Origin of the sequence: Mesobacillus selenatarsenatis SF-1, from assembly GCF_000813125.1 — a bacterium.
GTDB lineage: Bacteria > Bacillota > Bacilli > Bacillales > Cytobacillaceae > Mesobacillus > Mesobacillus selenatarsenatis.
Genome location: NZ_BASE01000046.1, coordinates 18,247 through 43,943, shown reverse-complemented (window position 1 = coordinate 43,943; position 25,697 = coordinate 18,247). Strand labels below are relative to the sequence as shown.

Below are 25,697 nucleotides of genomic sequence, written 5' to 3'. Positions count from 1 at the left end.
AGCAAAACGCTGCCGAAAAAACCGGCAGCGTTTCTACATTTTTATTTAGAAATCAATACTTTACCAACTGTACCGTCAGTGCTTTGGCCAAGTACACGGAACTTAAGCCCGTATGTCGGTACATTTCGTCCCGCGTCTGGCAATACAGGAGAAATATAACTTGCGCTATCGTCAAAGACTGGGGTTCTTTGAGTGGCGTTATCTTTCATCGTAATTCCCAGTATACTTGAATAATCAAGATACATCTCTTCAGTCTTTCCTTGGTTGAATGCTGCGTCATGAATCTGGTAACGAGTTGATCCAACCTCGCCATTACTCCACCTATTGATTGTTTGGTCAGCGTCTACCACTCCAAGGTATCCATCTCCTGGATGTACTCCTGTCCAGTTATTGTCATAACCATTGTCAACGTACCATACAACCAGTCCTGAATCATAACTCATCAAGCTTGCACCGCGGCGGATGTTCTTCAAACCTTCATCGACACCGTTATGAGATCTCCACTCTAACAAGTAGTAGTGCTTAGTTGACGTTTTCCCCTCATGCTTTTCAAAGCCATGCTGTAAATCAAAGACTGATTCTCCTTCGGCACCGTCGTTCAATAACTCGGCACCATCGGCAGTCACCTTTACATTGTCAACAAAGAAACCATTTAGGGCAGTACCCCAGTCTGTCATATAACGGAATTGAAGCTGAATGCTTTGTCCTGCATACTCACTTAAATCAATTGATTCATGAATCCAACCATCACTTGCCCCTGTGTAACCTGGCAGATTCTCCTTGATGGCTGGGTACCCATCTGATACTAAGTCAGAATTTGTATTTGATGTTGACAGTGACTTCCAAGTTAAGCCACCGTCAGTTGAGACTTGCACCATTGCATAATCCCAATTTGATTCGATATCATACCATGCATCATATTCCAAAGTTGCTTCAGAAGCATTGCTCAAATCAATTTCAGTTACCATCTGGTGATCAATTTCATCACCTTTGCCGCCGTAGAATTCCCATGAACCTGCTGCAGGTGTGTTAATCAGATTGACCTTATCAGGCAAATCAACTTTAACAGCATCATTATTCGTTCCTTTAGAGTTAGCTTGGTCAATCAATACTTCCTTACCTGAGTTCGTAACATCATCAGAATGGATTGTGGACCCAGTCAACCAGTTACTGCCCGGCATGGATGCGTGCAGAAATTCTCGTGCATATGGACTAAAGCCAGTTGGCTCTGTGCCCGCAACTTTACCTGCCCAGCTGCCGCTTGACATAATGGACCAGTAAGATACCGCTTCTCCAGCACCGCTGTAGATAGTGTCATATTCATCAGGAAGTCCAAGGTCGTGGCCGTATTCATGTGCAAATACTCCTGCTGCTCCATCAGCCGGTTCGATTGTATAATCATAAGCAGCTAGCTTTCCACCCCAGTATGGAACCTTCGTTTTTGTACGTGGCAAAGTCGTTACACCACCAAGATTCCACCGGTGTGACCAGATTGCATCTGCACCTAATTGACCTCCACCCGCTTCTTCACCAACTGAAGAGTGAACAACCATCAGGTGATCAATCAGACCATCTGGCTCGCGGTAGTTTCCGTCCCCATCAAGGTCGTAACGATCTTCCTGATCATAATTGTTCAAATCAACTGATCTGTCTGTAGCTGCAGCATAGAGTGCCTCTTTTACAAGAGCTCTTGCATTACTGTCATTGTCACTTGCATTATTTCCACCGTAGTAGGCTGCTGGCTGAGAAGCCTTGTACCATCCGGCTACCTGACCTTCTATCGTATAGCTTCCGCCGGATTGCTGTTCATAGAACTGCTTAACGGAGAGTAAAGTCTCCCCATTTGGACCCTTATATCCGTTTTCGCCGAAGATCATATCTGTATAATGCTCTTTTACGTATTCTTCATAATACATATCTGTTTCTCCAGGCTGAATGTTCGTTGCGGGGAAATCTGGATATTCAATCAACAAGACAAGAACATTATCCTTACGCTGACCCCCATTCCAGGTTTCTTCCTGTACTGGATTAACAGTAGTACCCTTCGTCTGCCCGCTTTTATTTCCTTTTCCATTAACAAGTCCGGTCGAAGCGAGCTTTTCGTTTAACGTGCTGCCTAATTCCTTTTCATGTTTATGTAACTCTCCAGGCTCTTTTGAAGCCCCAGCTGCCTTACTCTGCAAATACTTTTGCAATGCTTTCTCCGCTTCTGCCGGTGTTGCGTTCTTTGCAATAGTGCCGTTCTTCTTAAGCATTTCTATTAATCTCTCATCGTTTGCGATGCCTAAATCTATTGGTGCTCCACCCTGGGACTGAATACTTGCTTTTTCAACTGCATTAACTGGTGCTGGTCCTGATGATGCAAATGATAGAGTGCTTGCAAGCATTGCTGTCATCGTAATGCTCGATAGGACCTTAAGGCCTAATTTCTTTTTCAATTCCTTACCCCTTCCTGTCATTTAGTCTATTACACTATAATTTTAATTACCTAAAATAATTATTACAATATTCCAAAATATCTAAAAATTTAAACATCCATAGTCCTAAAGACCTTATTTTAAAACGCCATAATTTTTATTCAAACTAATTCTCACAATAATTTGTATAATGAAAAGAAAGAACTATGAAACTTGGAGGTTCCCTATGATAAAAGTTGGAGTGATTGGCCTGGGTGCGATTGGCCAGCGTTTGATAAGAGGTTTTCAGGACCACCCGGAGATGGAGATTGCGGCTATTTGTGACGCGATGGAAACTAGAGCGAAGGAAACGGCAGCCGAACTTGGCGGGATTCCGGCATTTACGAACCATCAAGAAATGCTTGAGAAGACCCAAATGGATCTTGTTTATGTCGCTGTACCCCCTAAATTCCACCATGCCGTTGCATCAGATGTTCTCGCGAAAGGGATACATATTTTATGTGAAAAACCGTTGGCTAACTCAGTTGAAGAGGCTGAAAGTCTTTTAAAACAGGCACAGGATGCGGGTGTCGTCCATGCGATGAATTTTCCGCTGAACTATAGTGCCGGCAGCAAGACTTTTGCAAAATTAATCAAGGAGAACTATGTCGGCAAGCTTAGAAGGGTTCAATTGAAGATGCATTTCCCAGAATGGCCGCGCCCATGGCAGCAGAATGCATGGGTTGCGAGCAAGGAACAGGGTGGCTATGTCCTTGAGGTTGGTGTCCATTTCATCCAGCAGCTACAAAAGATTTTTGGATCAGTAGAGGTGAAAGATGTTCAGATTCAATTCCCTGAAGACCCGCACGCCAGTGAAAGTGCGATCCTTGCAATCTTGAAGCTTGCTGATGGTACTCCAGTATTTATTGATGGCATGAGCCAAATTGCCGGCAAGGAGGAAATTGCGTTCACAGCCTATGGAGATAAAGGGACATTATCACTCCTAAACTGGGGGCAACTCGCTGGCGGCAAGCTTGGCGAGGAGATTCTTCCTTTGGAGGCTGATGGAAACTTGTCAGATTCATTGGTTGATAATCTTGTAAAAGCAATCAAAGGTGAAGAAGCGACGATCATTGATTTCACCTCTGGTTATGAGGCTCAGGTTATATTGGAACAACTCCGAAAGGGATGAGAGCGCAATATTTGCGCTCTCTTTTTTAATGACTGCTTGTCAGCCAATCCCCAAATATAGCCTGGACAAGTTCACGCTTTTCAACATGGAGCATATGGCCTGCACGATCCAATACAGCCATTGTAGAATTCGGGAGCTTATCCAAGAAAAAGAAATGGTCTTTATATCCGCAAATATAATCCTGCTTCCCAAGGATAAACAACGCTGATTGTGGGAGGGTTTCAACATCTTGAAAAGGTGCATCTGTCAGGTAATAGCGTTTGGCCTTCCAATCTGAAGCAAGAAACTCACGGTTGGCCAAAAGCCTGCCGGGCTGGATTTCTTTCATGAAGGCCCCGAATGTTGCGTCATTTTGGTGGATGAATAGAGTTTCAAATGCGGTTTGGATATCAGGATCAAGATTTGAAAGCAGCTCTTCATCCTTCTCTAAAACAATTCGTTCTGGCAGATTCCTTTCTTTTACATGCAGCGCTGGAGCCAAAAGGCAAATCCCTTTTACCTGTCCTCTTTTCTTATGGAGAATACCTTGTGCTAAATATCCGCCAAAGGAAGCGCCAATAAGTGAAAACTCTTTTTCCCCAAATTTATCATCAATAAAGTCCAATAGATTTCCTAGTAAGTCATCCGTTGATTTCACATTATCATCAATATCACTCAGCCCATGGGCAGGTAAATCAATATATACTCTTTGGAAACCTTCAACTTCATTAAAAACAGGTTCAAGCCAGCCTTTCATCGAACGGTGGTCTGTACCCATAGCATGAAGGATGAGCAAGGGAAAACCTTCCCCGGTGACTTCATAGTGAATATTGCCCTTTCTTACTTTACAATCCATAGTTTCATCTCCTCTGACCTTGACCTGTTTATCCCTTTCGCCGCTTCACCAGTTTTTTCCTTCTTTAGGCAACTGCCCTTCACTCTCCGCGTACACCTACATACCCTATATAGAATTTACCGCCACCCTGGCGGACTTTTTTAAAATAAGGAGTGTGCCCGTATGTATCCGAATCACTATGCTTACAGTCCGCATCAATTTGACCCTTATACTCATTACGATTTCAACTATTACACGCAACAGCAGGAATCACATGATCACGCAAGGCAGCCGGCTCTTGAACGGCGGGTCAATCAGCTTGAACGGCAAATCCAGGTTCAAAAAACAGAGCTGGATAGACAGAATAAAGAGATTGGCCGACAAAACAGGGAGATTACACGGCTTAACAGGGAAATTGGACGTCTTAATAATGAGGTTACCCGCTTAAATCAAAACGACGAACGACACACGCGCCGGTTAAATCGATTGAACCAGAGACTCCGGACAGTTGAAAATCGTTTAAATATTCCGTTCCAGGCCTCTGATGGAGATTTTTAATGAGAAAACAGGACCGATCTAATTCGGTCCTTTGTATATTTTTCCAAATAATAGAGAAGATAAATTAAAAATAATCTTAATTTTAATTGAATGAATTGTGCTACTATAGAAAAGTAACACTTATTTAAATTGCGTAAGCTGAATGCTTACTTTAGGAGTCAAGAGATGAAAAAAAAGCAATATGTCCTGATCTTTTTCATACTGAGCATTGCCTGGATTTTCGGAACAAATTACCTGCTGAATTTATACGCTCCTTCAGACTTTGTTGCCATTATCGAACATACTAAGGAAGTTCTTTATGTTTTGTTAGCAGGATGGTTTTTCTATTTTTTCATCTCGAAGATGGAAGAATTGAGTGCTTCAAAAGAAGAAGAAGAGCGACTGTCCACACTGATCAATTCAATGGTCGATTTCGTCAATTTCAAAGATGGAGAAGGCCGATGGATTCAAGCCAATGATTTTGGTTTAAAACTGTTTGATATTGAACATGTTGACTATAGAGGAAAGAAAGACTCGGAGCTTGCGGAATATAGCAATTATTTCGGCGATGCATTAAGATATTGCGAGATATCCGATGAAGAAGCATGGAAGGCAGGCGGAATCATCCGTGTCGAGGAAGTGCTTCCCCAGCCGGACGGAACAACCAAGACGTTTGATACGATTAAAGTTCCGCTTTTCAATGATGATGGAAGCCGGCAAGGTCTTGTCATAATGGGCCGGGATATTACTGAACGAAAATACGTTGAAACTCTCCTTGAAGAGAGCAGGCAGCAATACCGGTCATTATTTGAGTATAGTCCTGATATTGTTTCGATGCTCGACTTGAATGGGACGATCACAAATCTTAATCCACAGTTTGAAAGAATCACTGGTTATAGCAAGGACGAGTATATCGGAAAAAACCTTGCAGATTTAATTCCGGATTCCCACAGTCAGATTGTTTTAGATAAGGTTGCCAATGTGGTGGAAAATCACTGCCCACAAATGTTTGAACTGGAATTACTGCAAAAAAACGGTAAGCCACTCATTTTTCAGAGCACTTCCCTGCCGATTATTGTGAATGATAAAATCGCGGGAATAATCTGCAACTCCAGGGACGTTACGGAACTTCGCCAAACTGAGGAGCGTTTGCGAAGAACGGACAAGCTGTCTGTAGTCGGTGAGCTATCAGCGAGCGTAGCCCATGAAATCCGCAATCCTCTTACATCTTTAAAGGGACTTGTCCAGCTATTGCAGATGGAGGATGAGAAGCATCAGCTATACTACCAGATCATGATTGATGAACTGAACAGGATCAACCATATCGTCAGCGAATTGCTATTATTGGCCAAGCCGCAGCAAATTAAATACTCAGAAGCAGATCTGCAGGTTATTTTACATGATGTCATTTCACTTTTAAAATCAGAAGCGAGCCTGCATAATATCCAAATCGAGTTTCAGGTACAAAGCGAGCCTGTCATGATTGAATGCGAACCGAATCAGCTGAAGCAGTTGTTCATCAACATTTTAAAGAATGCAATTGAAGCATCTTCAGCGGGGGATGTCGTCAACATCACACTCGAGAGCTTTGATAACAATGTTACAGTTGTGGTTAAGGACCAGGGTGTAGGAATATCAAAAGAGCTCCTCGAAAGAATTGGAGAACCTTTTTATTCTTCCAAAGAAAAAGGTACCGGACTCGGAATGACTGTCAGCTTTAAAATTGTTCAATCCCATAATGGCACAATCAAGTTCAGAAGCGAGCCTGATAAAGGTACAGACGTAATCGTCCAATTGCCGATCAAGCACGCGGATAAAATGAAAAGAGTCGAAACATCTGTGAACTAAAAACGCGAAAGGATCAGTCCTTTCGCGTTTTTTAATCCTCATCTTTAATGTCAATATCCTCAGGCACCGGTTCATTCATGATTTCCTCAACAAGTATCTTATATTTCTGCATCTGTTTCATATGCGTGTTGAATTGATCTTTGTATATCAAATAATGGTCGCCATCGTGAATGGCCCTTATTTTCCGTTGAAAAATCATCTTTTCTACTTTCGATTCCGGGATCGATAAATATTCTGCTGCTTCTTTTACTGTCAAATACACCTTGAATTCAGTCCTTTTTCTTATTTTCAGCTGCAAGCCTGTCAACCAGTTTTTCTGCTGTCCTTCTATAAAAATTACTTATATTAATAAGTGAAGCAATCAATAATACCGTTTCGAGTTCCTCAGGTTCATCTGCTTCCAGCCTCTTCACTTCCTGTTTAACATCTTGTTCCGTTTTTAGGACATCCTCGCTGAAGATTTCAACATTTTTCTCATAAAGCTTCAAATAACTTTGATAAAAGTGGCCAAGCGGAAGATCACCTGTCTCAGTCTTCTTGTCGATCCCTTCAAGTGTCTGCTTGATATCCTGGATCGACAAGCCGCCTTTCAGCTGATAGATCAAACTGATCAGGATCAGGTGCTCCTTCGAATACTTTTTATTTTTTATAGGGAAGAACAACTTCCCCTTTGCGTAATTGTTGATCATTGTTTTCGTCAGGACTTTTTCATCCTCATTCCGTGTCGAGCTTCCAAAATTCTTTTCGAATAGCTGGATCACCTGGTCCATGTACAAGTCGATTTCAGGGATGTCTTCCAGTGCGATATTATTTTCAAGTTTAAGCTCAGCCAGCAGCTGTTCTAGATTATTCAATAGTAATCCCTCATGTTTTTATTTTAGGCTGTTTTCGTAAAGATTGTTGTTAAAATCCTAAAGCCGTTTTGTAGGTCGGTATTAAGTTTGCTTGCTCTTTTCTCATAAAAAGAGTCAACTTTGCGAAGAAACATAGATCATTCAATCCTATTTTGTAGTCAATAGCGACCAAGCTTGAGAAAAGAGCCTTATTTTATTATAATGCAAAAAAACACAATCGTAAACATTGACTATGTATCGTTATGAGTATATTATTATAAGTAGTTATTAATACTACGTAAAGTGATATGGAGGTTAAAAAATGAACAGCTACATCCGCGAACCAATTAATGGCCTGACTCATCTTGCCGGTGCATTATTATCCTTTGCAGGCCTGCTAGCGCTCGTCATCAAAGCTTCGCTTACCACCGGCTCAGCGCTGGCAATTACTTCTGTCACCATTTTCGGCATCAGCATGATCCTTCTTTATACTGCATCTGCGACCTATCATATGGTCATCAGCAAAGATAGCGTGATCGCCTTCCTTAGAAAAATCGACCATTCCATGATTTTCGTATTGATTGCCGGAACCTATACACCGTTTTGCCTGATAAGCCTTAATGGATTCACAGGCTGGACCTTGTTCGGCATCATTACATTCGCTGCTTTGTGCGGAATCCTCTTTAAGATGATTTGGTTCAGGAGTCCAAGATGGCTGTCTACCTCTATCTATATTGTCATGGGCTGGATGGTTATTTTCGTCGTCTCTCCCCTCTCATCTGTCTTAAATCCTGCCGGTATATTCTGGCTGGTTGCCGGAGGCATCATGTACACGATCGGCGGCGTCATTTATGCGTTGAAACCTGATTTCCTTCGTTCCAAGCATCTCGGTTTCCATGAGATTTTCCATATTTTTATCATGCTCGGAAGCCTTTCCCATTTCCTGAGCGTTTATCTATATGTCCTATAAAATAGAAAAGGTGCCTGAAAAAACAGGCACCTTTTCTAATAGAACATTCTTCTTCTTTGTTTTTGGGCAGGCTGGTACTTTCGCATCGGACCGTAATCCAGTACTTCTTTCAAATAAAAATCGCCATTTGGGTTTTGCTGCTTCAGCAGTTCCGTCAAATATGTAATGTCATCCATCGCGCGGTGCGTCTGGAATTTCGAAATGTTATGAGCCTGAAGTAAAGTCAGCAGCTTGCTGTTAGGGAAGCCGTGGTTCTTCCATTGAACATTCTTCATCGTGCAATACCATTTCATCTCGTTGACCTCTGGATACATCCTGAATAAGAAACTTCTATCGAAAGAAGCATTATGGGCAAAAATCGCATCGGTCTGATTAAAATAATCGATGATCTTCTCATCGTAAAATGTCTTTCCACGAACCATGTCATAAGAAATCCCATGAATCCGGTATGCTCTGTCATAATTCCTTTGGGCGGTTGTAGACAGCGGCTCCCGTAAATAAGAATCTTCATCAAGAATGTCGATTATTTCTCCTGATTCCTCGTGAAAGGAAAATAGCTTAACAGCCAGTTCTATGATTTCATCTGAATCTGGACCAAGTCCAGTTGTCTCAACGTCCACTACCAATCCAAGCTTGTTCTCTTTGTTCAAAAATGTCACCCTTTTCAGCTGGAATATATGATTCTATTTATAATCATATAGCAGGAATTCACCTATTTCCAGCTAAAGACATACGCAAGAAACTATTTCCAAATTAAAGCTTGCTGGTCATCTCGATACTTCCACCAGCATTCTTCAGAAAAATTTTCAAAAGAACAAAACCCAATGTCGCTCCAGCCAATGAGCTCGCCAGGAACGCAGGAATGAACCCAAACACAGCTGCCTCATTGCCAAGGAGAAGCACCGCGATTGGATAGCTTGCAATGGCACCGATAATTCCGGTTCCAACTACCTCCCCGGCAAAAGCGAATCCTATTTTCTTCGTTTTTTGATATAAATAGGCAGCCAGGAGAGCACCAATCATGCTTCCCGGAAAGGCAAAGACAGATCCAGTCCCGAACAAATTCCTCAGCAGTGAAATGCCAATGGCCTGGGCTAAAGCGTAATAGGGCCCGAGCAAAACGGCAGACAATATATTGATGAAATGCTGTACAGGAAACACCTTCACAATACCAAGCGGGATAAACAACATATGGCTGGTCAATGTACCGATGGCTACCATCATCGCAGTAAGTGTAAGCTTTTGTGTGTTTCTCATTTCAACCTCCGTTTAGTTATAAATTTTCCTTCTCAATCTGTCGGCTGCTTCCCAGACGTCATCTGCATGGCTGATCGCCGTAATCACTGAAACTCCATCGGCTCCGGCTTCCATCACGAGCGAAGCATTATCAGCGGTAATTCCACCGATACCGACAATCGGAATCTCAAAATCTTTTAACTCCTCGATAAGTGCCGTTCCCTGAACAGCTCTTGTATCCTTCTTTGTTTCTGTCGGAAAAATCGGGCCAACGCCAAAATAATCCGCACCTGCAAGCTTTGCCTTTTCTACCTCTTTTACACAATGCACCGATACTCCCAGAATCTTGTCACCGATTTTTTTGCGGACCTCCTGTGCATCCTCATCCTCCTGGCCAATATGGACGCCGTCCGCATCAAGTTCAAGGGCCATTTCGATATCATCGTTCACAATGAACGGTATGCCGTTATTCTTGCAGATTCTTTGCAGCTCCCTTCCCAGCACTAGCTTTTCCGTCCCATCAAGGCAGTTACTCCCTTTTTCACGATACTGAAAAAGAGTGATGCCCCCGCGAATCGCCTCTTCAAGCACTATACAAGGATCCTCCAAGCAATTCGTGCTGCCTGCGATAAAATAAACCTTGAGCAAGCTTTTCAGTTTCTCTGGATTTATCCGTGCCATGTTGCTAGCCTTCCCTTCTCCCTGTTAAAGGCCCAATGGTTTGTTGGGCCGTGGCCTTGGCCAATATTCAGTGAGTTTCCAATGGCAGCGTGGATGAACTCCTTCGCCACGGATACCGCGTCATATACTGTCAATCCCTTCGCAAGCTGTGCGGTGATCGCGGCGGAAAAAGTGCAGCCAGTACCGTGTGTGTTCTTCGTTTCAATTCTCGGAACAGAGAAGAACTCAAAGTCTGCACCATTAAAAAGGAGATCAACAGACTCATTTGTATTTAGATCATGACCGCCTTTAATCACGACATTTTTTGCTCCAAGGGCATGGATGCGCCTGGCCGCTTCCTTCTTGTCATCGTGACTGAGAATAGTCATCCCGGTCAGCACTTCTGCTTCGGGAATATTGGGTGTGACCACGAGGCAAAGTGGAAGCAAATGATCTTTCAGGGCAGAAACAGCTTCCTGCTGGAGCAGTGATGCTCCACCTTTGGCAATCATGACCGGATCGACAACGACCTTTTCCCAGGCGAAATACTTTATTTTCTCAGCAACAGTCTCAATGATTTCAGCGTTGAAAAGCATTCCAGTTTTCAAAGCATCTACCCCTATATCTTCTCCGACAGATTGAATTTGCTCGGCGACCGCTTCTACCTCCATGGGAAAGACTGCCTGGACCCCAAGCGTATTTTGCGCCGTTACAGCAGTCAGAGCAGACATCCCAAACACCTTCAGCTCCTGGAAGGTTTTCAGATCTGCCTGGATACCAGCACCGCCGCCGCTGTCTGAGCCCGCAATTGTCATTGCTCTTTTCATATCAATCTACCTCCTTTCGAGTAAAAGACATTTTCTCAATCAGATCGTTTCCGCCAATCAGGTATAACTGGTTTAAGAATTCTATTTGAAAGCTTCCCGGACCCTGACTGGCACAATTGTCAGCAACAATTTCCGCTGCCACTCCATAGATGGTTACTGCTGCTGTTGCGGCTTTGATCATATTTTTTTCAACAGCAGTGAAGGCGCCTATTACGGAAGTCAGCAAACAGCCGGTGCCCGTCACTTTTGTTAGCATTGGGTGCCCATTATGGACAATAAATGCAGTGTGTCCGTCTGTAATAATGTCGTCTTTACCAGTAAGGACAACAACTGTCTTCAATTTTTTTGCGGCTGAAACAGCAAGCTCGAACACATCCCCACTGGATTCACCTGCATCCACTCCACGTATACTCCAATTCTCCCCGGCAACATTGGCAATCTCTGATGCATTTCCTCTCATCATCGCAATCTCCAATTCTTCCATCAACATCCTAGCTGTCTCGGTACGATACTGTGTCGCGCCCGCACCCACTGGGTCCAGGATAACCGGTACTCCCTGCTCGTTCGCCGCTTTGCCGGCAATCAACATTGACTCTACGACTTCTGGCCTCAGCGTTCCGATATTGAGAACAACACTCCCGGCGATCCTCGCCATTTCGGCAACCTCCTCTTGAGCATAGGCCATTACAGAGGACGCCCCGATAGCCAGCAATCCATTGGCGGTGAAATTGGTGACCACCACGTTGGTGATATTATGTACAAGCGGGTTCTCCCTGCGGACTCTGTCCAGCAGTATAGCAATCTCTTTCTTTTCCATCCTGTTCCCTCCTTAGAAAAATAAAAAAGCCAGATCCATAATTGGACCTGGCATAGAAGCAAAGTAAGAAAACGTCTCTCACACTACTTTCCTACGCTGGTATTACCCAGATCAGGTCCGAAGGGTTAAAAGACTTAACGTCTTTCTCTCAGCCCGTAATAAGGCACCCCTAGTAGTAAATTCAATATTCAATTATTTTCATCCTAACCTTAACTTTTATTTATGTAAAGAGATAACATTCTATTCTGCTATTTTTCGTTTTTTAGCAAATCTTTAATCTCTTTGAGCAGCTCATATTGCTGCTCCTGTTTTTTCATGATTCTGTCAGCCAATTTTTGCAGTGTGATCGTGATGGACCAGAGCGACAGCATCAGAACAATAATTACTCCTATATCAATCATCATTTGGCTTTTTCCCCTCAGTAATATCATCAAATGGAGTATAGTTGTTGCTCGGCATTTTTCCGGTTGTGATTATTTTATAGATCGAATAGAACACTGCAGACAGGACAATAGCCGTAAATATATATCCCATAAACTCCCATCCTCCTTTTTTCCATTATACCTTAAAAATTGAATTTTGAGATTCCTATAAAATGGCGTTTCTGATGTTCTATGCTAATATGAAAACATACATACGGATGGGAGATGAAACGGAATGAAGAACGAGCTCATTGAAAGATTCACTTCATATGTGAAAGTGGACACCCAGTCTAATGAAAACAGCGAAACCACGCCATCGACAGAAGGCCAGTTGACTCTTGCCAACATGCTTGTTGAGGAGTTAAAAACGATTGGAATGGAAGAAGTGACGATTGACGGGAACGGCTATGTGATGGCGACACTTCCTGCCAATACCGATAAAGAGGTTCCAACAATCGGATTCCTTGCCCACGTCGATACAGCAACTGATTTTACCGGCAAAAATGTCAATCCGCAGATTGTGGAAAACTTCGATGGAAATCAAATCATCCTGAATAAGGAACAGAATATCATCCTTTCGCCTGCCGATTTCCCTGAGCTGCCCCAGTATAAGGGCCACACATTGATTACGACTGACGGCACTACTCTGCTCGGCGCGGACAACAAGGCTGGAATCGCAGAAATCATGACAGCGATGGCTTATTTGATCAAGCACCCGGAAATCAAACATGGCAAGATTCGTGTCGCGTTCACACCAGATGAGGAAATTGGCAGAGGGCCGCATAAGTTCGATGTTAGAGCATTCAATGCGAAGTTCGCTTATACCATTGACGGTGGACCGCTTGGCGAACTGGAGTATGAAAGCTTTAATGCAGCAAGCGCAAAAGTGACTTTTAAAGGCAAAAACGTCCACCCTGGCACGGCGAAAGGAAAAATGGTCAACTCGGCGAAAATCGCGATGGAGTTCAACAGCAAGCTGCCAGCTGAAGAAACACCTGAGCATACGGACGGATATGAAGGCTTCTTCCACCTCAGCTCCATTGAAGGCGATGTCGAGGAAACGACACTGCACTATATCATCCGCGACTTTGACCGTGACAGCTTCCAGAATCGGAAAGATTTAATACAGAAAATCACCAATGAATTGAAACTGACATACGGCGAGACCCGGGTCGAGCTTGAAATGAACGATCAATATTACAACATGAAGGATAAAATCGAGCCAGTAAAACAAATTGTCGACATCGCTTACGAGGCCATGGAAAACCTAGGGATCAAACCAATCGTCAAACCGATCCGCGGCGGCACAGATGGCTCGCAGCTCAGCTATATGGGATTGCCTACACCAAATATTTTTACAGGCGGAGAGAATTTCCATGGAAGGTTCGAATATGTTTCTGTGGATAACATGGTGAAATCCGTTGAAACCATTGTAGAGATTGCAAAACTTTATGAAGCGAAAGCCTAATTAATAACAACAAGAAGCCAGATTCCAGACTTTGAACGGAATCTGGCTTTTTTTCATGAGCGACTTAACTCAAAATCCGCCTCAGGTCCTATCGAGATTTAAAGCGGAGGTTCATTGGGGAGAAGAATGTTTTGCCTTATTCTGAATATAGAATGAGATTGAGAGGAGATTTTTAAAATGAAACGGATTTTGGTTATATTCCTGTTGATTACAGGGGCTTACATCGTTTGGAATTATATGTTTGATGGCAGCGGAGTTAACTTTGCAAAGGCGGAAAACGCGGTGAAGGTGACTAGTCAAACAGAAAATATCTCGATTGATATCTCCAGTGTCGAGACGATGATTGTGGCAGAAGACCGGGATGATGTTCGTGCCGAGCTAAAGGGCAAAGGTACGGTAAAAGTTGATAAACATGGCGATGAGATTGAGGTTGCTGTTAAACGCAAAGGCTTCTTCTGGTTCAACTGGTTTGAGATGGATAAAACGTCTCTGACAGTTTATATACCTGAAGACTATGAAAAGAATATGCAAATCAAGCTCGGCTCAGGTGAAGTTGTATTCAAAGGAGATTCGATCCACTCTCCGATGAAGTTAAAGAATCTTGCGATTGAAATCGGATCAGGAAGCATGGTTTTGGAGAATCTGGATGTAGAATCACTTGAACACCAAAGTTCATCAGGAGAAGCCGAATTTAACACAGTTGTAGCGGAGTCTGGTTCATTTGAAGTCAGCTCCGGAAGCGTCCATGTCAAAAACTATTCAGGGAAGCTTAAGGCAGATGTTTCATCGGGTGAGCTGGAAATTCAGATGAAACGTTTGACAGATGACGTTAACTTAAATGTAAGCTCAGGTGATATCGAGCTGGATTTGCCAGATGATGCTGATTTTACGTTGAACGGAAAAATAAGCAGCGGTGACATATCGAGTCAATTCCCGCTTGAAAACAAAGAAGCATCCGATAACCGCCTTAGCGGCAAACATGGAAGCGGGAAATACGAAATCAACGCTGATGTATCGAGCGGCGATATTGAAATATTCTAGCCACTCATATTGGCGAACTGGAAAAAAACGCACGAAATTTCCAGTTCGCCAATAAATTTTTATTTTCGCCAATAAAAGGGGATTTTCGCCAATAAAAGGGGATTTTCGCCAATAAAGTTGTGAACTTCGCCAATAAAATTAGATTTTCGCCAATAAGTTGACAATACCCTTTTACAAAATCCACAATATCAATTACTTGAACTGAAAAAACTCTAATGGGATTGCATTTTTCAGTAGAAATTTCAAGTTCCTCCCCTAAAATTATCATTTATTCCTTAAAAAAGTACCAATCCAACTCTAATGTCATACTAATAGTAGGATTTCCCACTTGTACAAGCATGCCAGGCTTCTTTTTATGTAAAACTCCAACAGCGCAGCTTATTATCTTTGTTTTTCTCAACCTTTCATTTAAAATGAATGCAAATACTTCCTGAGGAGTACGGTTATGTTCGAATTACTCATTACGATGCTGGAACGGCTTGGCATCATTGTGACGATTGCCTTTATTTTAACAAGGTTCCGCTTCTTCCGGGGGTTGATTTACCATGATTCCCTGAACAGGCGACAGCAATATTTTGCAATTGTATTCTTTGGTTTTTTCGGGATTATCGGTACATATTCTGGCATGAGCTTCTCAACTGATAATCTGCAGTTCAACCCCTGGGCTGCTGACCTGGCATCGGATGAAGCGATTGCCAATTCCCGGGTTATCGGGATTGTGATTGCCGGTATGCTTGGAGGCTATAAGGTCGGAATTGGTGCCGGGCTCATAGCAGGTCTGCATCGCTTCACACTCGGCGGGTTCACTGCTCTTGCCTGCGGACTTGCGGCCATAGTTGCCGGAATCATTGCCGGCCGCTTTCAGAAGAAGAAAAACAATGTCAATCTGAGTACAGCCTTTCTAGTTGGGGCGATTGCGGAAACGGTGCAGATGCTGATTATCCTTTTGATTGCGAAACCTTATGATCAAGCCCAAACACTCGTCGAAATTATCGGTGTTCCAATGATTATCGCAAATGGCCTTGGGTCTGCTTTATTTTTGATGGTGATAAAAAATGTGGTTTCCGAGGAAGAAAAGACTGGAGCGATGCTTGCGCAAAAAACACTGCGAATCGCCGACCAGACACTCGCATACTTGCGCAAGGGCATCAATCAGGATTCAGCCAGGGCAGTCTGCCAGATTTTGCACAACGAAGTGCAGACTAGTGCGGTCGCAATCACAAACCAAACTGAAATCTTGGCACATATCGGTCTTGCGGATGATCATCATCGCTCAACAAGTCCAATTCAGACGCAGATTACGAGGGATGTACTGAAAAGCGGCAAACTTGTCGTCGCCAATGATGAAACGATCCACTGCCGCGAGCAAAGCTGCCCTCTTGGCGCTGCGGTGATCGCTCCTTTAAAACTTCGCGACGAAACGATTGGCACACTGAAGTTTTATTTTAAATCTGAAAAAGAAATCACCAATGTCGTTATTGAGCTGATTTCCGGCCTTAGCAATCTTCTTAGCAACCAGCTTGAAATTGCCGAAGCCGAAAAAGCCTATCAGCTTGCCAAGGAAGCAGAGGTAAAGGCACTGCAGGCACAAATCAGCCCTCATTTCCTTTTCAATACAATGAATGTCATCACCTCGCTGATCAGGATTGATCCTGCAAAAGCTAGGAAGCTGCTTGTCTCTCTCTCCCATTTCCTGCGTCAGAACCTGACCGCGACGACAGTATCGATGACAACGCTTGAGCAGGAATTGGCCCATGTTAAAGCCTATCTATCTATTGAAGAGGCCCGGTTTGTAGAAAAACTGAAGGTTACCTATGATATTGAGGATGATGCTTTGCCTGTAAAAATTCCGCCTCTGACGCTGCAGCCAATTGTAGAAAACGCTGTAAAACATGGAATCAAGAATATGGATCATGACTGCCAAATCCATATAAAGATTCATAAAGTAGATAAAAGCACGCTAGTAACGGTGAGGGATAATGGACAGGGAATGAGTAAGGAACGGATCAATCAGTTAGGCAAACAAATAATTGATTCTGAAACAGGCAGCGGGATCGCTCTTTTCAATGTGAACAGAAGGCTTACGATGAATTTTGGGGAAGATGCCTCATTGCGGATTGATAGCGAGCCTGGAAGAGGCACAAAGATTTCTTTTACGATTCCACAAGCGGAGGAGTTATAGATGGACAAGATGATACGTACTCTAATCGTTGATGATGAATTATACAGCAGGGATGAGCTGAGGCACTTATTGCAATCCTTCCCTTCCATCCAGGTTGTCGGGGAAGCTGAATCAGGTGAAGTTGCGGTCATGAAGGCCCTGCAACTCCATCCGGATGTCGTCTTCCTTGATGTCGAAATGCCAAAAATGAATGGAATGGAAGCAGCGAAAGCGATGATGGAATTAAAGAAAACACCACTAATTGTGTTCGCCACTGCTTATCCGCAATTTGCTGTCGAGGCTTTTAGATATGAGGCAGTTGATTACCTGCTTAAACCCTATGATGAGAATCAGCTGCTGGAGACAGTCAACAGGATTGAGAAACATTTCCTAATGCCCGCCGAACAAGAGTCGGGCAAGCAAACTGGCAAGCTTGCCGTTGAAGGAGACGGAGAAATCTTCTACCTCGACCCGAAGGATATCCTTTATATATCGAGAGAAGAAAAATACTCTAAAATCGTCACGAAAGCAAGAGAATACGAAACAAGAATTCCTTTGAAGGATCTTGAAACAAGGCTTACGCCATACTCTTTTTTCCGCATTCATAAAAGCTATATTGTGAATCTCGATTATGTTACCCGGCTTACTCCTTGGTTCAATGGAGCCTATCAACTGGAAATCGAAGGACGGGATGAAATGCTGTCAGTCAGCCGGAATTATGTAAAAGCATTGAGGACAAAGCTAGAATTATAACTTCTCTTAAAGCATCTTAAGGATGCTTTTTTGCATTTTAATCGACATTTTTTGCGCTTCAGGCTCATTTTCCTGCATCTTGTTCACAAAACAGCCATAATTCCTCCTTCTCTATTATACTTAATGAAAACGCATACATTATACTTTGAGGAGGTTCCATATGTATACCTTTCTAACTGGTATTGCACTTTTAATTATTGGTTATTTCACGTATGGCAAGTTTGTAGAAAAGGTTTTCGGCGTGAACGAGGTTCGTTCCACTCCGGCTTATACACATAAGGATGACGTTGACTATGTTCCAATGTCCACAGCAAAGAACTCTCTGATTCAACTTCTTAATATCGCTGGTGTCGGACCTATTTTCGGGCCGATCATGGGAGCGCTTTACGGACCGGTTGCTTTCCTTTGGATCGTTCTTGGCGCAATTTTCGCTGGTGCTGTACATGACTATTTAACAGGGATGATTTCAATCCGTAACCGAGGCGCTCACCTTCCTGAACTTGCAGGAAAATTCCTTGGCAAAGTCATGAAGCATGTGGTTAATGCATTCGCAATTCTTCTTTTACTTTTAGTTGGAACCGTATTCGTTACAGCTCCAGCTGGCTTGCTTCACAATTTAATGGATGGAAAAGTAACAATGGGCCTTATTATCGGGGCAATCTTTGTTTACTACATTTTAGCGACGCTGCTACCTGTTGATAAAATCATTGGACGCTTCTACCCGATCTTCGGCGCATTGCTGTTGATCAGTGCAGTCGGAGTAGGCGCAATGCTTGTCATCACTGGTGCACCGATTCCTGAATTATCATTAACAAATTTCCACCCTGGTAATGCAGCGATTTTCCCGCTATTGTTCTTAACAATTTCATGTGGCGCTCTATCAGGTTTCCATGCAACACAAACACCAATCATTTCACGTACAACGCAAAATGAAAAGAATGGCCGTAAAATTTTCTACGGCATGATGATTGCTGAAGGTGTCATCGCAATGATCTGGGCTGCGGCTGCAATGAGCTTGTTCGACGGCTACAACGGCCTGAACGACATGCTTGCAAACGGCGGACCTGCTGCTATCGTAAGTGAAGCTTCAACAGCAATGCTTGGTGCAATTGGCGGAACTCTTGCAGTTCTTGGTGTAATCGTACTTCCAATCACATCAGGTGATACTGCTTTCCGCAGTGCGCGTATGATCATTGCTGACTACTTCAATTTTTCACAGAAGAAAATCGCTAGCCGTCTATGGATTGCTGTTCCATTATTCGTTATCTCATTCGCTTTGACAAAAGTGGATTTCACGCTTCTTTGGAGATACTTCTCCTGGGCTAACCAATCAACTGCGGTAATCGCGCTTTGGGTTGGTGCCATGTACCTGTTCATCGCCAAAAAGAACTACTGGATCGCCGTGATTCCTGGTATGTTCATGACAGCAGCTACGACTTCCTACATCCTTAATGCCCCAATCGGATTCGGCCAGTCGCTGACAGTATCCAATATCGGAGCATTAATTGTTACAGTCGCCATCACGGTTATTTTCTTTAACGCTGCTAAAAAAGCACGAGCTAAAAATATTCCGCTCGAAGAAGATATTTCCAACTATAACAAGGTGGCGTAACGATGAGCGGATGCTGCAGTCCGGAATACCGCAAATCGGTCAATGAGAAAGAAGCACAAGTTAATGACAAAGGGAAAGAGCAGCTTCCCCTTTTCGCAAAAATCATCATTGTTTTCATTACTGCAGGAGGGCTGCTCGCAGCCTTTCTCGTATAACAATAAGACAAGGATTGTGCACGCTTGATTCCAGGCGTGCACTTTTACATAGTCTAGGAGGTTGATGGATATGAAAATATTAATCGTGGGAGCAGGAGCAATTGGCGGTTACTTCGGCGGCCGCCTTTTGGAAAAAGGAGAAGATGTCACATTTTTGGTCCGTGAAAAGCGCCAGCAGCAGCTTCGTGAAAATGGGTTGGTGGTGGAAAGCATTCATGGGGATATGCACTTTACAGAACCTAAGACTGTTTTGGCAGGGGAAAATGTGGAACCATTTGACGTAGTTCTTGTTTCTACCAAGGCCTATCATCTGGAGAGTGCCATTGAGGATATCAAGCCTTACGTTGAAGATAAGACGATGGTCCTGCCATTACTGAACGGAATTGCGCATCTTGATGTGCTTACTGAAGCCTTCGGACCTGAAAAGGTAATTGGTGGCCTATGCTTTATCGAAACTACCCTTACTCAAGATGGAAAAATCGTTCACACCAGCCCCATTCATGATTTCGTCTTCGGTGAACGGAATGGTGTAAAAACGGAACGAATCTTGAAGCTTGAAGAAACATTCATCGGAACGAAAGCAAGCTTACGCCTTTCTGAAAAAATTGACCAGGAGATGTGGCACAAATACTTATTCATCACATCACTTAGCGGCATCACCTCCCTCTTCAGGTCGCCAATCGGTCCAATTCGGGATCAGGAGCATGGCTGGAAAACAATCGAGAACCTGGTTCATGAAACTGCGGCAATCATGGAGACAATCGGTGCAACGCTAGCAGAAGGAGCTATGGAGACCACACTGGGAAGATTGAAGGAAATCGGTCATGGAATGAAATCCTCCCTGCAGCGCGATATGGAAAAATCACTGCTGACAGAAGCTGATCACCTATTTGGTTACTTGTTGGAGAATGCTGAAAAGTTGGAATTGATGGCACCGGTTCTTTCTGGCATCTATGCAAATGTGAAGATCTACGAGAGTGGACTTGCGGCTGGAAAAAACCAGCGATAACTTCCAGTTTGCTAATAAGAGGCTGTTTTTTGCGAATAAATTTCTTTATTTACTTTCTATTAGACTTTTGTTTTTATAGCAATAAGTCTATTTACTTGAGTAAAACCCTGTTTTTAAATGCTATTTCCAGAATAAAATTATCATTCTAAACAAAAAAAAGTGCCTGAGCCTTTATGTGTCCTCGCAAGACACATAGGCTCAGGCACTTTTTAATAGGTTTTCGCTTTTTCCTGTCCGTTCATCACTCTGAAAGCTCCGGCAGCCAGTGCTTCCATTTCCGCTTCACCAGGCAGCACGAAAACTTTTCCTAGAAAACTGATTTTCTCCTGAATCAAACCCGTAATCATATCTGAATGGGCGATTCCCCCGGTAAGAATGATTCCGTCGATCTTCCCTTCAAGTACCGTGGCCATCGCACCAATCTCTTTCCCGACCTGATGTAACATTGCATTTATAATAAGGCCGGCCTCCGAGTCACCATCAACAGCTCGCTTCTCTACTTCCATGAGATTTTTGGTGCCCAGATAGGAAAACACCCCACCTTGCTTTGTCATCCTCTGAAGCAATTCCTTTTCGGGATATTTCCCTGAAAAACAAAGCTGGACGAGCTGTTTTGCCGGCAGGCCGCCCGCTCTTTCAGGAGAGAACGGCCCCTCATTTTCGGCATTATTGACATCTATGATCCGGCCATTGCGCAGCGCAGCGACTGAAATGCCGCCGCCTAGATGAGCCACAACAAAGTTTGTATCACCCAAATCCTTCGCGATTTCCGCTGCAATTTTCCGGGAAACGGCCTTGATATTGAGAGCGTGGACATGGCTTTTCCTTTCTATATCAGCCAGACCGGAGATCCTTGCTTCAGCCATCAGTTCATCGACACATACTGGGTCAACTATATAGGCAGGTATTTGATGAGTTCCAGCTATCTCCGCTGCGATAATGGATCCCAGGTTCGATGCATGATTGCCATATTTCCCTGAGCGTGCATCATCTAGCAGATGGTTATCTACAAAATACGTTCCACTGTCCATTGGCTTTAGCATGCCGCCCCGGCCAACGACCGCGTCGAGCTCTGAAGGCTTGAATTCCTTCAATCGTAAAGCCTCCATAATGGACGCAAGCCTGTATGGCAGCTGGTCGGCCAGTTCTGGCAGCTTCATGATTTCAGCATCAGCATGTCGGATGGTTTCATCAAAAAGTAATTTTTCGCCTTCATAAACTGCTAGCTTGGTAGAAGTGGAACCTGGATTTATTGCAAGGATTTTCATCATAACTCTCCTATCTTCCAACGCTGACCGTTGTATTGGATGCCGCAACGACGGCCAGTGCAATCGAAGCCAATTTTGCCTCTGCTGTATCTGACCGGGAGTTTAATACGAGCGGTACTTTCGCACCCAGCACGATTCCTGCCATCGTCCCCTTGGCAAAATAAGTGATCGCCTTGCCAAGGAAGTTTCCTGCCTCAATTGTTGGGACAATGAGCAGATCGGCTGCTCCCTCAAGCTCGCTTTCCAGTCCTTTATGCAGAAGAGATCCCCTGCTGATGGCGAGGTCCAGCGGAAGCGGTCCTTCTATCAAAATAGGCTTACTCGATTCATTTTTAATTAGCATGGCCAGATGGTCGGCTTCCACGGTCACTGGCATCTTCTCGCTGACTCGTTCGTTCGCTGCTAAAATCGCTACCCGCGGCCGGTCCACTCCAATTCTGTCGAGGAACTCGACACCATTCAGGATGATTTGCTTCTTCTGCTGAAAATCTGGGGCTATATTAATACCGCCATCACTCATACTAATAAGCTGATCAGCACCCGGGATGTCGAACACGGAGATATGGCTGATAACAGAGCCAGTTTTTAAATTGAGCTCCTTATGAAGCACCCCTTTTAAAAATGGTGTGCTATTCACGAAGCCTTTCATGATTGCCTGCACCTGAGCATCGCTTGCCAGTTTGGCAGCAATAAACGCATTTTCATTTTCAGTATAGGCCGGATAAACAGGATATTCCTCAACAGAAAAGTCGAGTTCCCTTGCCAGCTCAAAGATTTTTTGCGGGTCGCCGACTAGATAAGGTTCAATGATTCCGAGTTCCACAGCCACTTTAACAGCTTCAAGCACATCTCGGTCGTGTGCAGCTGCGATGCTCATTTTTACGGGCGGTCTTGTTCGTGCAGCATCAATGACATTTTTAAAGCTTTTATAGCGCATGCTTCTCACCTCCTGTTGCTTAACCTGTATACTTGCTCTGGATTCTGCTGATTTTTTCAATCTTCTCTTCTACTAATATATTTGCGGCTTTATACGTTGGTATATCATGAGTTTTGGAGATTTTGTAGATTTTTCCGAGAATATCATAGATCATGCTCGCATTCTTGAACGCCCGATCCTTGCTGTAATCGTGAAGTTCATCTGCCACCTGGATCAAGCCGCCCGCATTGGCCACATAGTCCGGAGCATATAGGATGCCTTTCTGGTGCAGCATGTCGCCGTGGCGTTCTTCTGCCAGAACATTATTCGCTGCTCCGGCAACTCCGAGGCAATTAAGTTTTGGGATCGTGATGTCATTGATAACTGCGCCCAAAGCATTTGGTGAAAAAATGTCGCATTCTACGCTGTAAATATCAAGTGGTTCAACTGTTTCGATATCTGGGTATTGCTCTCTAACTTCTATTACATTCTCTTCAAAAATATCAGTGACAATCAGCTTCGCTCCTTCTTCATGAAGGTGCCCTACCAGAAAGCGGCCTACCTTTCCAAGACCTTGAACGGCAATTTGCCGGTCCTTAAGTGAGTCCGTTCCAAAAATCTCTTTTGCAGTTGCTTTGATTGCCTTCCACACACCAAAGGCAGTAATAACAGCAGAATTCCCGCTGCCTCCATATTCTTCAGGCAAGCCGACAAGATACGATGTTTGCTTTGATGCAGATACGAAATCCATGCCAACCGTACCGACATCCGTTCCTGTGTAAAAGCGGCCCTTTAATGTTTCAATGAATGAGCCGAAAGCCTGGAAAAGCTCATCCGATTTTTCCGACTTGGGATCACCGATAATAACCGCTTTCCCGCCTCCATAAGTCACACCCGAAACGCCGCATTTATAAGTCATCCCTTTCGAAAGGCGCAGAACATCTCGAAGCGCTTCTCCAGTCGATTCATAATCCCACATCCGGCACCCCCCTAGCGCCGGACCAAGCGTCGTATCGTGGATGGCGACAATCGACTTCAATCCAGTTGCCTTGTCATAGTTGAAGATCACTTGTTCATGCCCCTCGTTTTTCATTTCTTCAAAAATATCCAGCACCATTTTCTGTTCTTCCGTTAGCAACACAAACATCCCCTCCCGTAATCGAACCTGGCAAAGCTGCGTCAGTATAGGTAGTTTCCAGATCAACAAATTAATGTAAGCCCTTACATATTTTCATTATAAAGACTTAAACTGCTGCTTACGGTGATATATCTTACACTTCTATGGCAATTCAAATGGAAAAAATCGAGGATAATTTCCAGTTCGCCAATAAAATCATAAAATCGCCAATAAACCTGTGAACTCCGCCAATAAATTCATTTTTTCGCCAATAAAATTAAAATATCGCCAATAAAATCGAATTTTCGCCAATAAGTTGCTTCTGCTAAAGGATTTTCATCTAAAATGAACGATAAAAAGAACCAAAGCAGCAACTTTGGTTCTTTTTTCAGCAAATTTATTATTGAACGCCTGGAAACCAGCCTGGTGTATTTACGATTGCCTGCCATAATGGATCCGGAACGACAAGCCGGGCCTGTGCACCTGTATCGATCTTTGTTTCGATTTCATTTTCACGGCCAGTTTCAACCTTTTCGACAAAGTCTGGGTCCATGATGAGTTCGCGGCCTAACGCGAGCAAGGGCACTCCTGTTTCAAATGCCTTCATAACATCTTCTGCGCTGTAAAGTGAGCCGACACCTATGACAGGAACTTTGCTTCCCACGCGCTCTTGGATGATTTCCATCCTTGAACGGTCATCATCGACACCCCTTCTTGGCTTTGACCAGAAATCATTTAACGAAACATGCAACTAATCTAAGTCTTTTTCAGCCAGGGCATCAATTAGTTCCAATGTGTCAGCCATTGTTATCCCCGGCTCCTCAGGTTCTTCTGGCGAGAATCTGTATCCGACGATAAACGGGTCCTTTGCGTGCTTTGCGGTTACTCTTTTCACCTCATCCACAACCGCCAGCGGGAATGCCATCCTTTTCTCCAGCGACCCTCCCCATTGATCATCACGCTTGTTTGAATGTGGCGAAAAGAATTGCTGAATCAAATAGCCGTTGGCTCCATGAATCTCTACACCATCAAAGCCTGCTTCAACCGCTCTCCGGGTGGTCTCCCCAAACGCAGCAATGATCTCTTCCACTTCTTCTCCAGTCAATGCTCGTGGTGCTTTCGCGCTGTTGCGTTCTGATTGAACATCGCTCGCACTGACAATATCTCCGTTTGGCACAAGCTCGGGTGGACACTCACGGCCACCATGAAAAATTTGCAGTACCGCTTTAGCACCTTCAGCTTTTATCGCAGATGCCAGCTTCCTTAGGCTTGGGATCATTTCATCACTATCGGCACCGAATTCTCCATGAAACCCTTTTCCATTGCGGGTTACATATGTACACGCAGTAATAACCATGCTTACGCCATTCGAACGGCGTGCGTAATATTCTACCTCTGCGTCCGTTACGGTTCCATCCTCATTCGACGAAAAATTGGTCATCGGCGCCATGACAAGTCTATTTTTCAGGTTAATACCATTAGGGAACGTAAATGAATTAAATAATGGTTTATACTTTTCATTCATTGATGTAATCCTCCTTCTTTAGTATACGAAAGTGTAATAGCCTAAACTTTCTTCTGTTAAACATCCAGATTATTATTTACAATCTTTTTGAAAACAAGTCCCTTCCTGGTGTTAAAAATA

Annotated in this window: 25 protein-coding genes, 1 pseudogene and 1 riboswitch; of the genes and pseudogenes, 11 read left to right on the top strand and 15 right to left on the bottom strand. The window is 43.7% G+C overall.

Going from position 1 to position 25,697, the window contains the following annotated elements; genetic code table 11:
* Window positions 1–41: 41 nt before the first annotated feature.
* The gene (locus TY49_RS10810; RefSeq protein ID WP_041965923.1) at window positions 42–2,459 is read right to left on the bottom strand and encodes an immune inhibitor A domain-containing protein; all 2,418 of its coding nucleotides are present in this window, start codon (window positions 2,457–2,459) and stop codon (window positions 42–44) included.
* Between the two features lie 184 nt (window positions 2,460–2,643).
* Between TY49_RS10810 and TY49_RS10805 the strand changes: the two genes are divergently transcribed.
* The gene (locus TY49_RS10805; RefSeq protein ID WP_041965922.1) at window positions 2,644–3,588 is read left to right on the top strand and encodes a Gfo/Idh/MocA family protein; all 945 of its coding nucleotides are present in this window, start codon (window positions 2,644–2,646) and stop codon (window positions 3,586–3,588) included.
* 25 nt (window positions 3,589–3,613) lie between these two features.
* On the opposite strand, the gene TY49_RS10800 is transcribed toward TY49_RS10805, so the two are convergent.
* Complete coding sequence (locus TY49_RS10800) at window positions 3,614–4,423, bottom strand: alpha/beta fold hydrolase (RefSeq protein ID WP_041965921.1); 810 nt, start codon at window positions 4,421–4,423, stop codon at window positions 3,614–3,616.
* A 162-nt stretch (window positions 4,424–4,585) separates the two neighbouring features.
* On the opposite strand from TY49_RS10800, the gene TY49_RS10795 reads away from it, so the two are divergent.
* Both TY49_RS10795 and TY49_RS10790 read left to right on the top strand, forming a co-directional pair.
* Complete coding sequence (locus TY49_RS10795) at window positions 4,586–4,960, top strand: hypothetical protein (RefSeq protein WP_041965920.1); 375 nt, start codon at window positions 4,586–4,588, stop codon at window positions 4,958–4,960.
* A 165-nt stretch (window positions 4,961–5,125) separates the two neighbouring features.
* Entirely contained in the window at window positions 5,126–6,787 is a 1,662-nt protein-coding gene (locus TY49_RS10790; protein WP_041965919.1) for a PAS domain-containing sensor histidine kinase, read from the top strand.
* A gap of 31 nt (window positions 6,788–6,818) precedes the next feature.
* Here TY49_RS10790 and TY49_RS10785 read toward each other — a convergent pair whose 3' ends face one another.
* Together TY49_RS10785 and TY49_RS10780 are read right to left on the bottom strand one after the other, a co-directional pair.
* Window positions 6,819–7,049, bottom strand: coding sequence for a helix-turn-helix domain-containing protein (locus tag TY49_RS10785; RefSeq protein WP_041965967.1), 231 nt, complete (start codon window positions 7,047–7,049; stop codon window positions 6,819–6,821).
* Between the two features lie 7 nt (window positions 7,050–7,056).
* Entirely contained in the window at window positions 7,057–7,641 is a 585-nt protein-coding gene (locus TY49_RS10780; protein ID WP_041965918.1) for a DUF1836 domain-containing protein, read from the bottom strand.
* Window positions 7,642–7,942: 301 nt separating this feature from the next.
* On the opposite strand from TY49_RS10780, the gene trhA reads away from it, so the two are divergent.
* The gene (gene trhA / locus TY49_RS10775; RefSeq protein ID WP_041965917.1) at window positions 7,943–8,590 is read left to right on the top strand and encodes a PAQR family membrane homeostasis protein TrhA; all 648 of its coding nucleotides are present in this window, start codon (window positions 7,943–7,945) and stop codon (window positions 8,588–8,590) included.
* Between the two features lie 35 nt (window positions 8,591–8,625).
* Here trhA and TY49_RS10770 read toward each other — a convergent pair whose 3' ends face one another.
* The 7 genes from TY49_RS10770 to TY49_RS24640 form a co-directional block, all read right to left on the bottom strand.
* Entirely contained in the window at window positions 8,626–9,240 is a 615-nt protein-coding gene (locus tag TY49_RS10770) for an exonuclease domain-containing protein (RefSeq protein ID WP_041965916.1), read from the bottom strand.
* A gap of 103 nt (window positions 9,241–9,343) precedes the next feature.
* Complete coding sequence (thiW, locus tag TY49_RS10765; RefSeq protein ID WP_041965915.1) at window positions 9,344–9,847, bottom strand: energy coupling factor transporter S component ThiW; 504 nt, start codon at window positions 9,845–9,847, stop codon at window positions 9,344–9,346.
* Window positions 9,848–9,859: 12 nt separating this feature from the next.
* Window positions 9,860–10,507, bottom strand: a complete 648-nt coding sequence (gene thiE, locus TY49_RS10760; protein WP_041965914.1) for a thiamine phosphate synthase — start codon at window positions 10,505–10,507, stop codon at window positions 9,860–9,862.
* Window positions 10,495–11,313 carry a bifunctional hydroxymethylpyrimidine kinase/phosphomethylpyrimidine kinase gene (gene thiD, locus TY49_RS10755; RefSeq protein WP_198135613.1) on the bottom strand — a complete coding sequence of 273 codons (819 nt, stop codon included), beginning with the start codon at window positions 11,311–11,313 and terminating at the stop codon, window positions 10,495–10,497. Before thiD ends, thiE begins: the two co-directional genes overlap by 13 nt.
* A 1-nt stretch (window position 11,314) precedes the next feature.
* Window positions 11,315–12,130, bottom strand: coding sequence for a hydroxyethylthiazole kinase (gene thiM, locus TY49_RS10750; RefSeq protein WP_041965912.1), 816 nt, complete (start codon window positions 12,128–12,130; stop codon window positions 11,315–11,317).
* Window positions 12,131–12,201: 71 nt separating this feature from the next.
* Window positions 12,202–12,311, bottom strand: a riboswitch (TPP riboswitch).
* 67 nt (window positions 12,312–12,378) lie between these two features.
* The gene (locus TY49_RS24975) at window positions 12,379–12,534 is read right to left on the bottom strand and encodes a hypothetical protein (RefSeq protein ID WP_198135612.1); all 156 of its coding nucleotides are present in this window, start codon (window positions 12,532–12,534) and stop codon (window positions 12,379–12,381) included.
* Complete coding sequence (locus TY49_RS24640; RefSeq protein WP_156972663.1) at window positions 12,524–12,664, bottom strand: DUF3951 domain-containing protein; 141 nt, start codon at window positions 12,662–12,664, stop codon at window positions 12,524–12,526. The genes TY49_RS24975 and TY49_RS24640 overlap by 11 nt, the downstream gene beginning before the upstream one ends.
* Window positions 12,665–12,787: 123 nt before the next feature.
* On the opposite strand from TY49_RS24640, the gene pepT reads away from it, so the two are divergent.
* The 7 genes from pepT to TY49_RS10715 all read left to right on the top strand — a co-directional run bounded on the left by pepT (window position 12,788) and on the right by TY49_RS10715 (window position 20,751).
* Entirely contained in the window at window positions 12,788–14,020 is a 1,233-nt protein-coding gene (pepT, locus tag TY49_RS10745) for a peptidase T (RefSeq protein WP_041965911.1), read from the top strand.
* A gap of 177 nt (window positions 14,021–14,197) precedes the next feature.
* The gene (gene liaG, locus TY49_RS10740) at window positions 14,198–15,061 is read left to right on the top strand and encodes a LiaG family protein (RefSeq protein WP_041965910.1); all 864 of its coding nucleotides are present in this window, start codon (window positions 14,198–14,200) and stop codon (window positions 15,059–15,061) included.
* Between the two features lie 445 nt (window positions 15,062–15,506).
* Complete coding sequence (locus TY49_RS10730; RefSeq protein ID WP_041965908.1) at window positions 15,507–17,243, top strand: sensor histidine kinase; 1,737 nt, start codon at window positions 15,507–15,509, stop codon at window positions 17,241–17,243.
* Window positions 17,244–17,975, top strand: coding sequence for a LytR/AlgR family response regulator transcription factor (locus tag TY49_RS10725; protein WP_041965907.1), 732 nt, complete (start codon window positions 17,244–17,246; stop codon window positions 17,973–17,975).
* Between the two features lie 160 nt (window positions 17,976–18,135).
* Window positions 18,136–19,587: a carbon starvation CstA family protein gene (locus TY49_RS10720; RefSeq protein WP_041965906.1), complete on the top strand. Its 1,452-nt coding sequence runs from the start codon at window positions 18,136–18,138 to the stop codon at window positions 19,585–19,587.
* 2 nt (window positions 19,588–19,589) lie between these two features.
* Window positions 19,590–19,742: a hypothetical protein gene (locus tag TY49_RS24970; RefSeq protein ID WP_198135611.1), complete on the top strand. Its 153-nt coding sequence runs from the start codon at window positions 19,590–19,592 to the stop codon at window positions 19,740–19,742.
* Between the two features lie 70 nt (window positions 19,743–19,812).
* Entirely contained in the window at window positions 19,813–20,751 is a 939-nt protein-coding gene (locus tag TY49_RS10715) for a ketopantoate reductase family protein (protein WP_041965905.1), read from the top strand.
* A 209-nt stretch (window positions 20,752–20,960) separates the two neighbouring features.
* Here the strand turns inward: TY49_RS10715 and buk are convergent, their stop codons facing one another.
* From buk to TY49_RS10695, 4 genes and pseudogenes are all read right to left on the bottom strand, one after another.
* Window positions 20,961–22,022, bottom strand: a complete 1,062-nt coding sequence (buk, locus tag TY49_RS10710; protein ID WP_198135610.1) for a butyrate kinase — start codon at window positions 22,020–22,022, stop codon at window positions 20,961–20,963.
* A 7-nt stretch (window positions 22,023–22,029) separates the two neighbouring features.
* Window positions 22,030–22,956 carry a phosphate acyltransferase gene (locus TY49_RS10705; RefSeq protein ID WP_041965903.1) on the bottom strand — a complete coding sequence of 309 codons (927 nt, stop codon included), beginning with the start codon at window positions 22,954–22,956 and terminating at the stop codon, window positions 22,030–22,032.
* 19 nt (window positions 22,957–22,975) lie between these two features.
* Window positions 22,976–24,046, bottom strand: coding sequence for a Glu/Leu/Phe/Val family dehydrogenase (locus TY49_RS10700; protein WP_156972667.1), 1,071 nt, complete (start codon window positions 24,044–24,046; stop codon window positions 22,976–22,978).
* A 406-nt stretch (window positions 24,047–24,452) separates the two neighbouring features.
* A pseudogene (locus TY49_RS10695) lies at window positions 24,453–25,577 on the bottom strand (NADH-dependent flavin oxidoreductase).
* Between the last annotated feature and the right edge of the window lie 120 nt (window positions 25,578–25,697).

What these genes read in the sequence shown, in the direction of transcription:
- TY49_RS10810 (WP_041965923.1), bottom strand. Translation starts at nt 2,459, where the DNA reads ATGACAGGAAGGGGTAAGGAATTGAAAAAGAAATTAGGCCTTAAGGTC.
- TY49_RS10805 (WP_041965922.1), top strand. Translation starts at nt 2,644, where the DNA reads ATGATAAAAGTTGGAGTGATTGGCCTGGGTGCGATTGGCCAGCGTTTG.
- TY49_RS10800 (WP_041965921.1), bottom strand. Translation starts at nt 4,423, where the DNA reads ATGGATTGTAAAGTAAGAAAGGGCAATATTCACTATGAAGTCACCGGG.
- TY49_RS10795 (WP_041965920.1), top strand. Translation starts at nt 4,586, where the DNA reads ATGTATCCGAATCACTATGCTTACAGTCCGCATCAATTTGACCCTTAT.
- TY49_RS10790 (WP_041965919.1), top strand. Translation starts at nt 5,126, where the DNA reads ATGAAAAAAAAGCAATATGTCCTGATCTTTTTCATACTGAGCATTGCC.
- trhA (WP_041965917.1), top strand. Translation starts at nt 7,943, where the DNA reads ATGAACAGCTACATCCGCGAACCAATTAATGGCCTGACTCATCTTGCC.
- thiW (WP_041965915.1), bottom strand. Translation starts at nt 9,847, where the DNA reads ATGAGAAACACACAAAAGCTTACACTTACTGCGATGATGGTAGCCATC.
- thiE (WP_041965914.1), bottom strand. Translation starts at nt 10,507, where the DNA reads ATGGCACGGATAAATCCAGAGAAACTGAAAAGCTTGCTCAAGGTTTAT.
- thiD (WP_198135613.1), bottom strand. Translation starts at nt 11,313, where the DNA reads ATGAAAAGAGCAATGACAATTGCGGGCTCAGACAGCGGCGGCGGTGCT.
- thiM (WP_041965912.1), bottom strand. Translation starts at nt 12,130, where the DNA reads ATGGAAAAGAAAGAGATTGCTATACTGCTGGACAGAGTCCGCAGGGAG.
- TY49_RS24975 (WP_198135612.1), bottom strand. Translation starts at nt 12,534, where the DNA reads ATGATGATTGATATAGGAGTAATTATTGTTCTGATGCTGTCGCTCTGG.
- TY49_RS24640 (WP_156972663.1), bottom strand. Translation starts at nt 12,664, where the DNA reads ATGGGATATATATTTACGGCTATTGTCCTGTCTGCAGTGTTCTATTCG.
- pepT (WP_041965911.1), top strand. Translation starts at nt 12,788, where the DNA reads ATGAAGAACGAGCTCATTGAAAGATTCACTTCATATGTGAAAGTGGAC.
- liaG (WP_041965910.1), top strand. Translation starts at nt 14,198, where the DNA reads ATGAAACGGATTTTGGTTATATTCCTGTTGATTACAGGGGCTTACATC.
- TY49_RS10730 (WP_041965908.1), top strand. Translation starts at nt 15,507, where the DNA reads ATGTTCGAATTACTCATTACGATGCTGGAACGGCTTGGCATCATTGTG.
- TY49_RS10725 (WP_041965907.1), top strand. Translation starts at nt 17,244, where the DNA reads ATGGACAAGATGATACGTACTCTAATCGTTGATGATGAATTATACAGC.
- TY49_RS10720 (WP_041965906.1), top strand. Translation starts at nt 18,136, where the DNA reads ATGTATACCTTTCTAACTGGTATTGCACTTTTAATTATTGGTTATTTC.
- TY49_RS24970 (WP_198135611.1), top strand. Translation starts at nt 19,590, where the DNA reads ATGAGCGGATGCTGCAGTCCGGAATACCGCAAATCGGTCAATGAGAAA.
- TY49_RS10715 (WP_041965905.1), top strand. Translation starts at nt 19,813, where the DNA reads ATGAAAATATTAATCGTGGGAGCAGGAGCAATTGGCGGTTACTTCGGC.
- buk (WP_198135610.1), bottom strand. Translation starts at nt 22,022, where the DNA reads ATGATGAAAATCCTTGCAATAAATCCAGGTTCCACTTCTACCAAGCTA.
- TY49_RS10705 (WP_041965903.1), bottom strand. Translation starts at nt 22,956, where the DNA reads ATGCGCTATAAAAGCTTTAAAAATGTCATTGATGCTGCACGAACAAGA.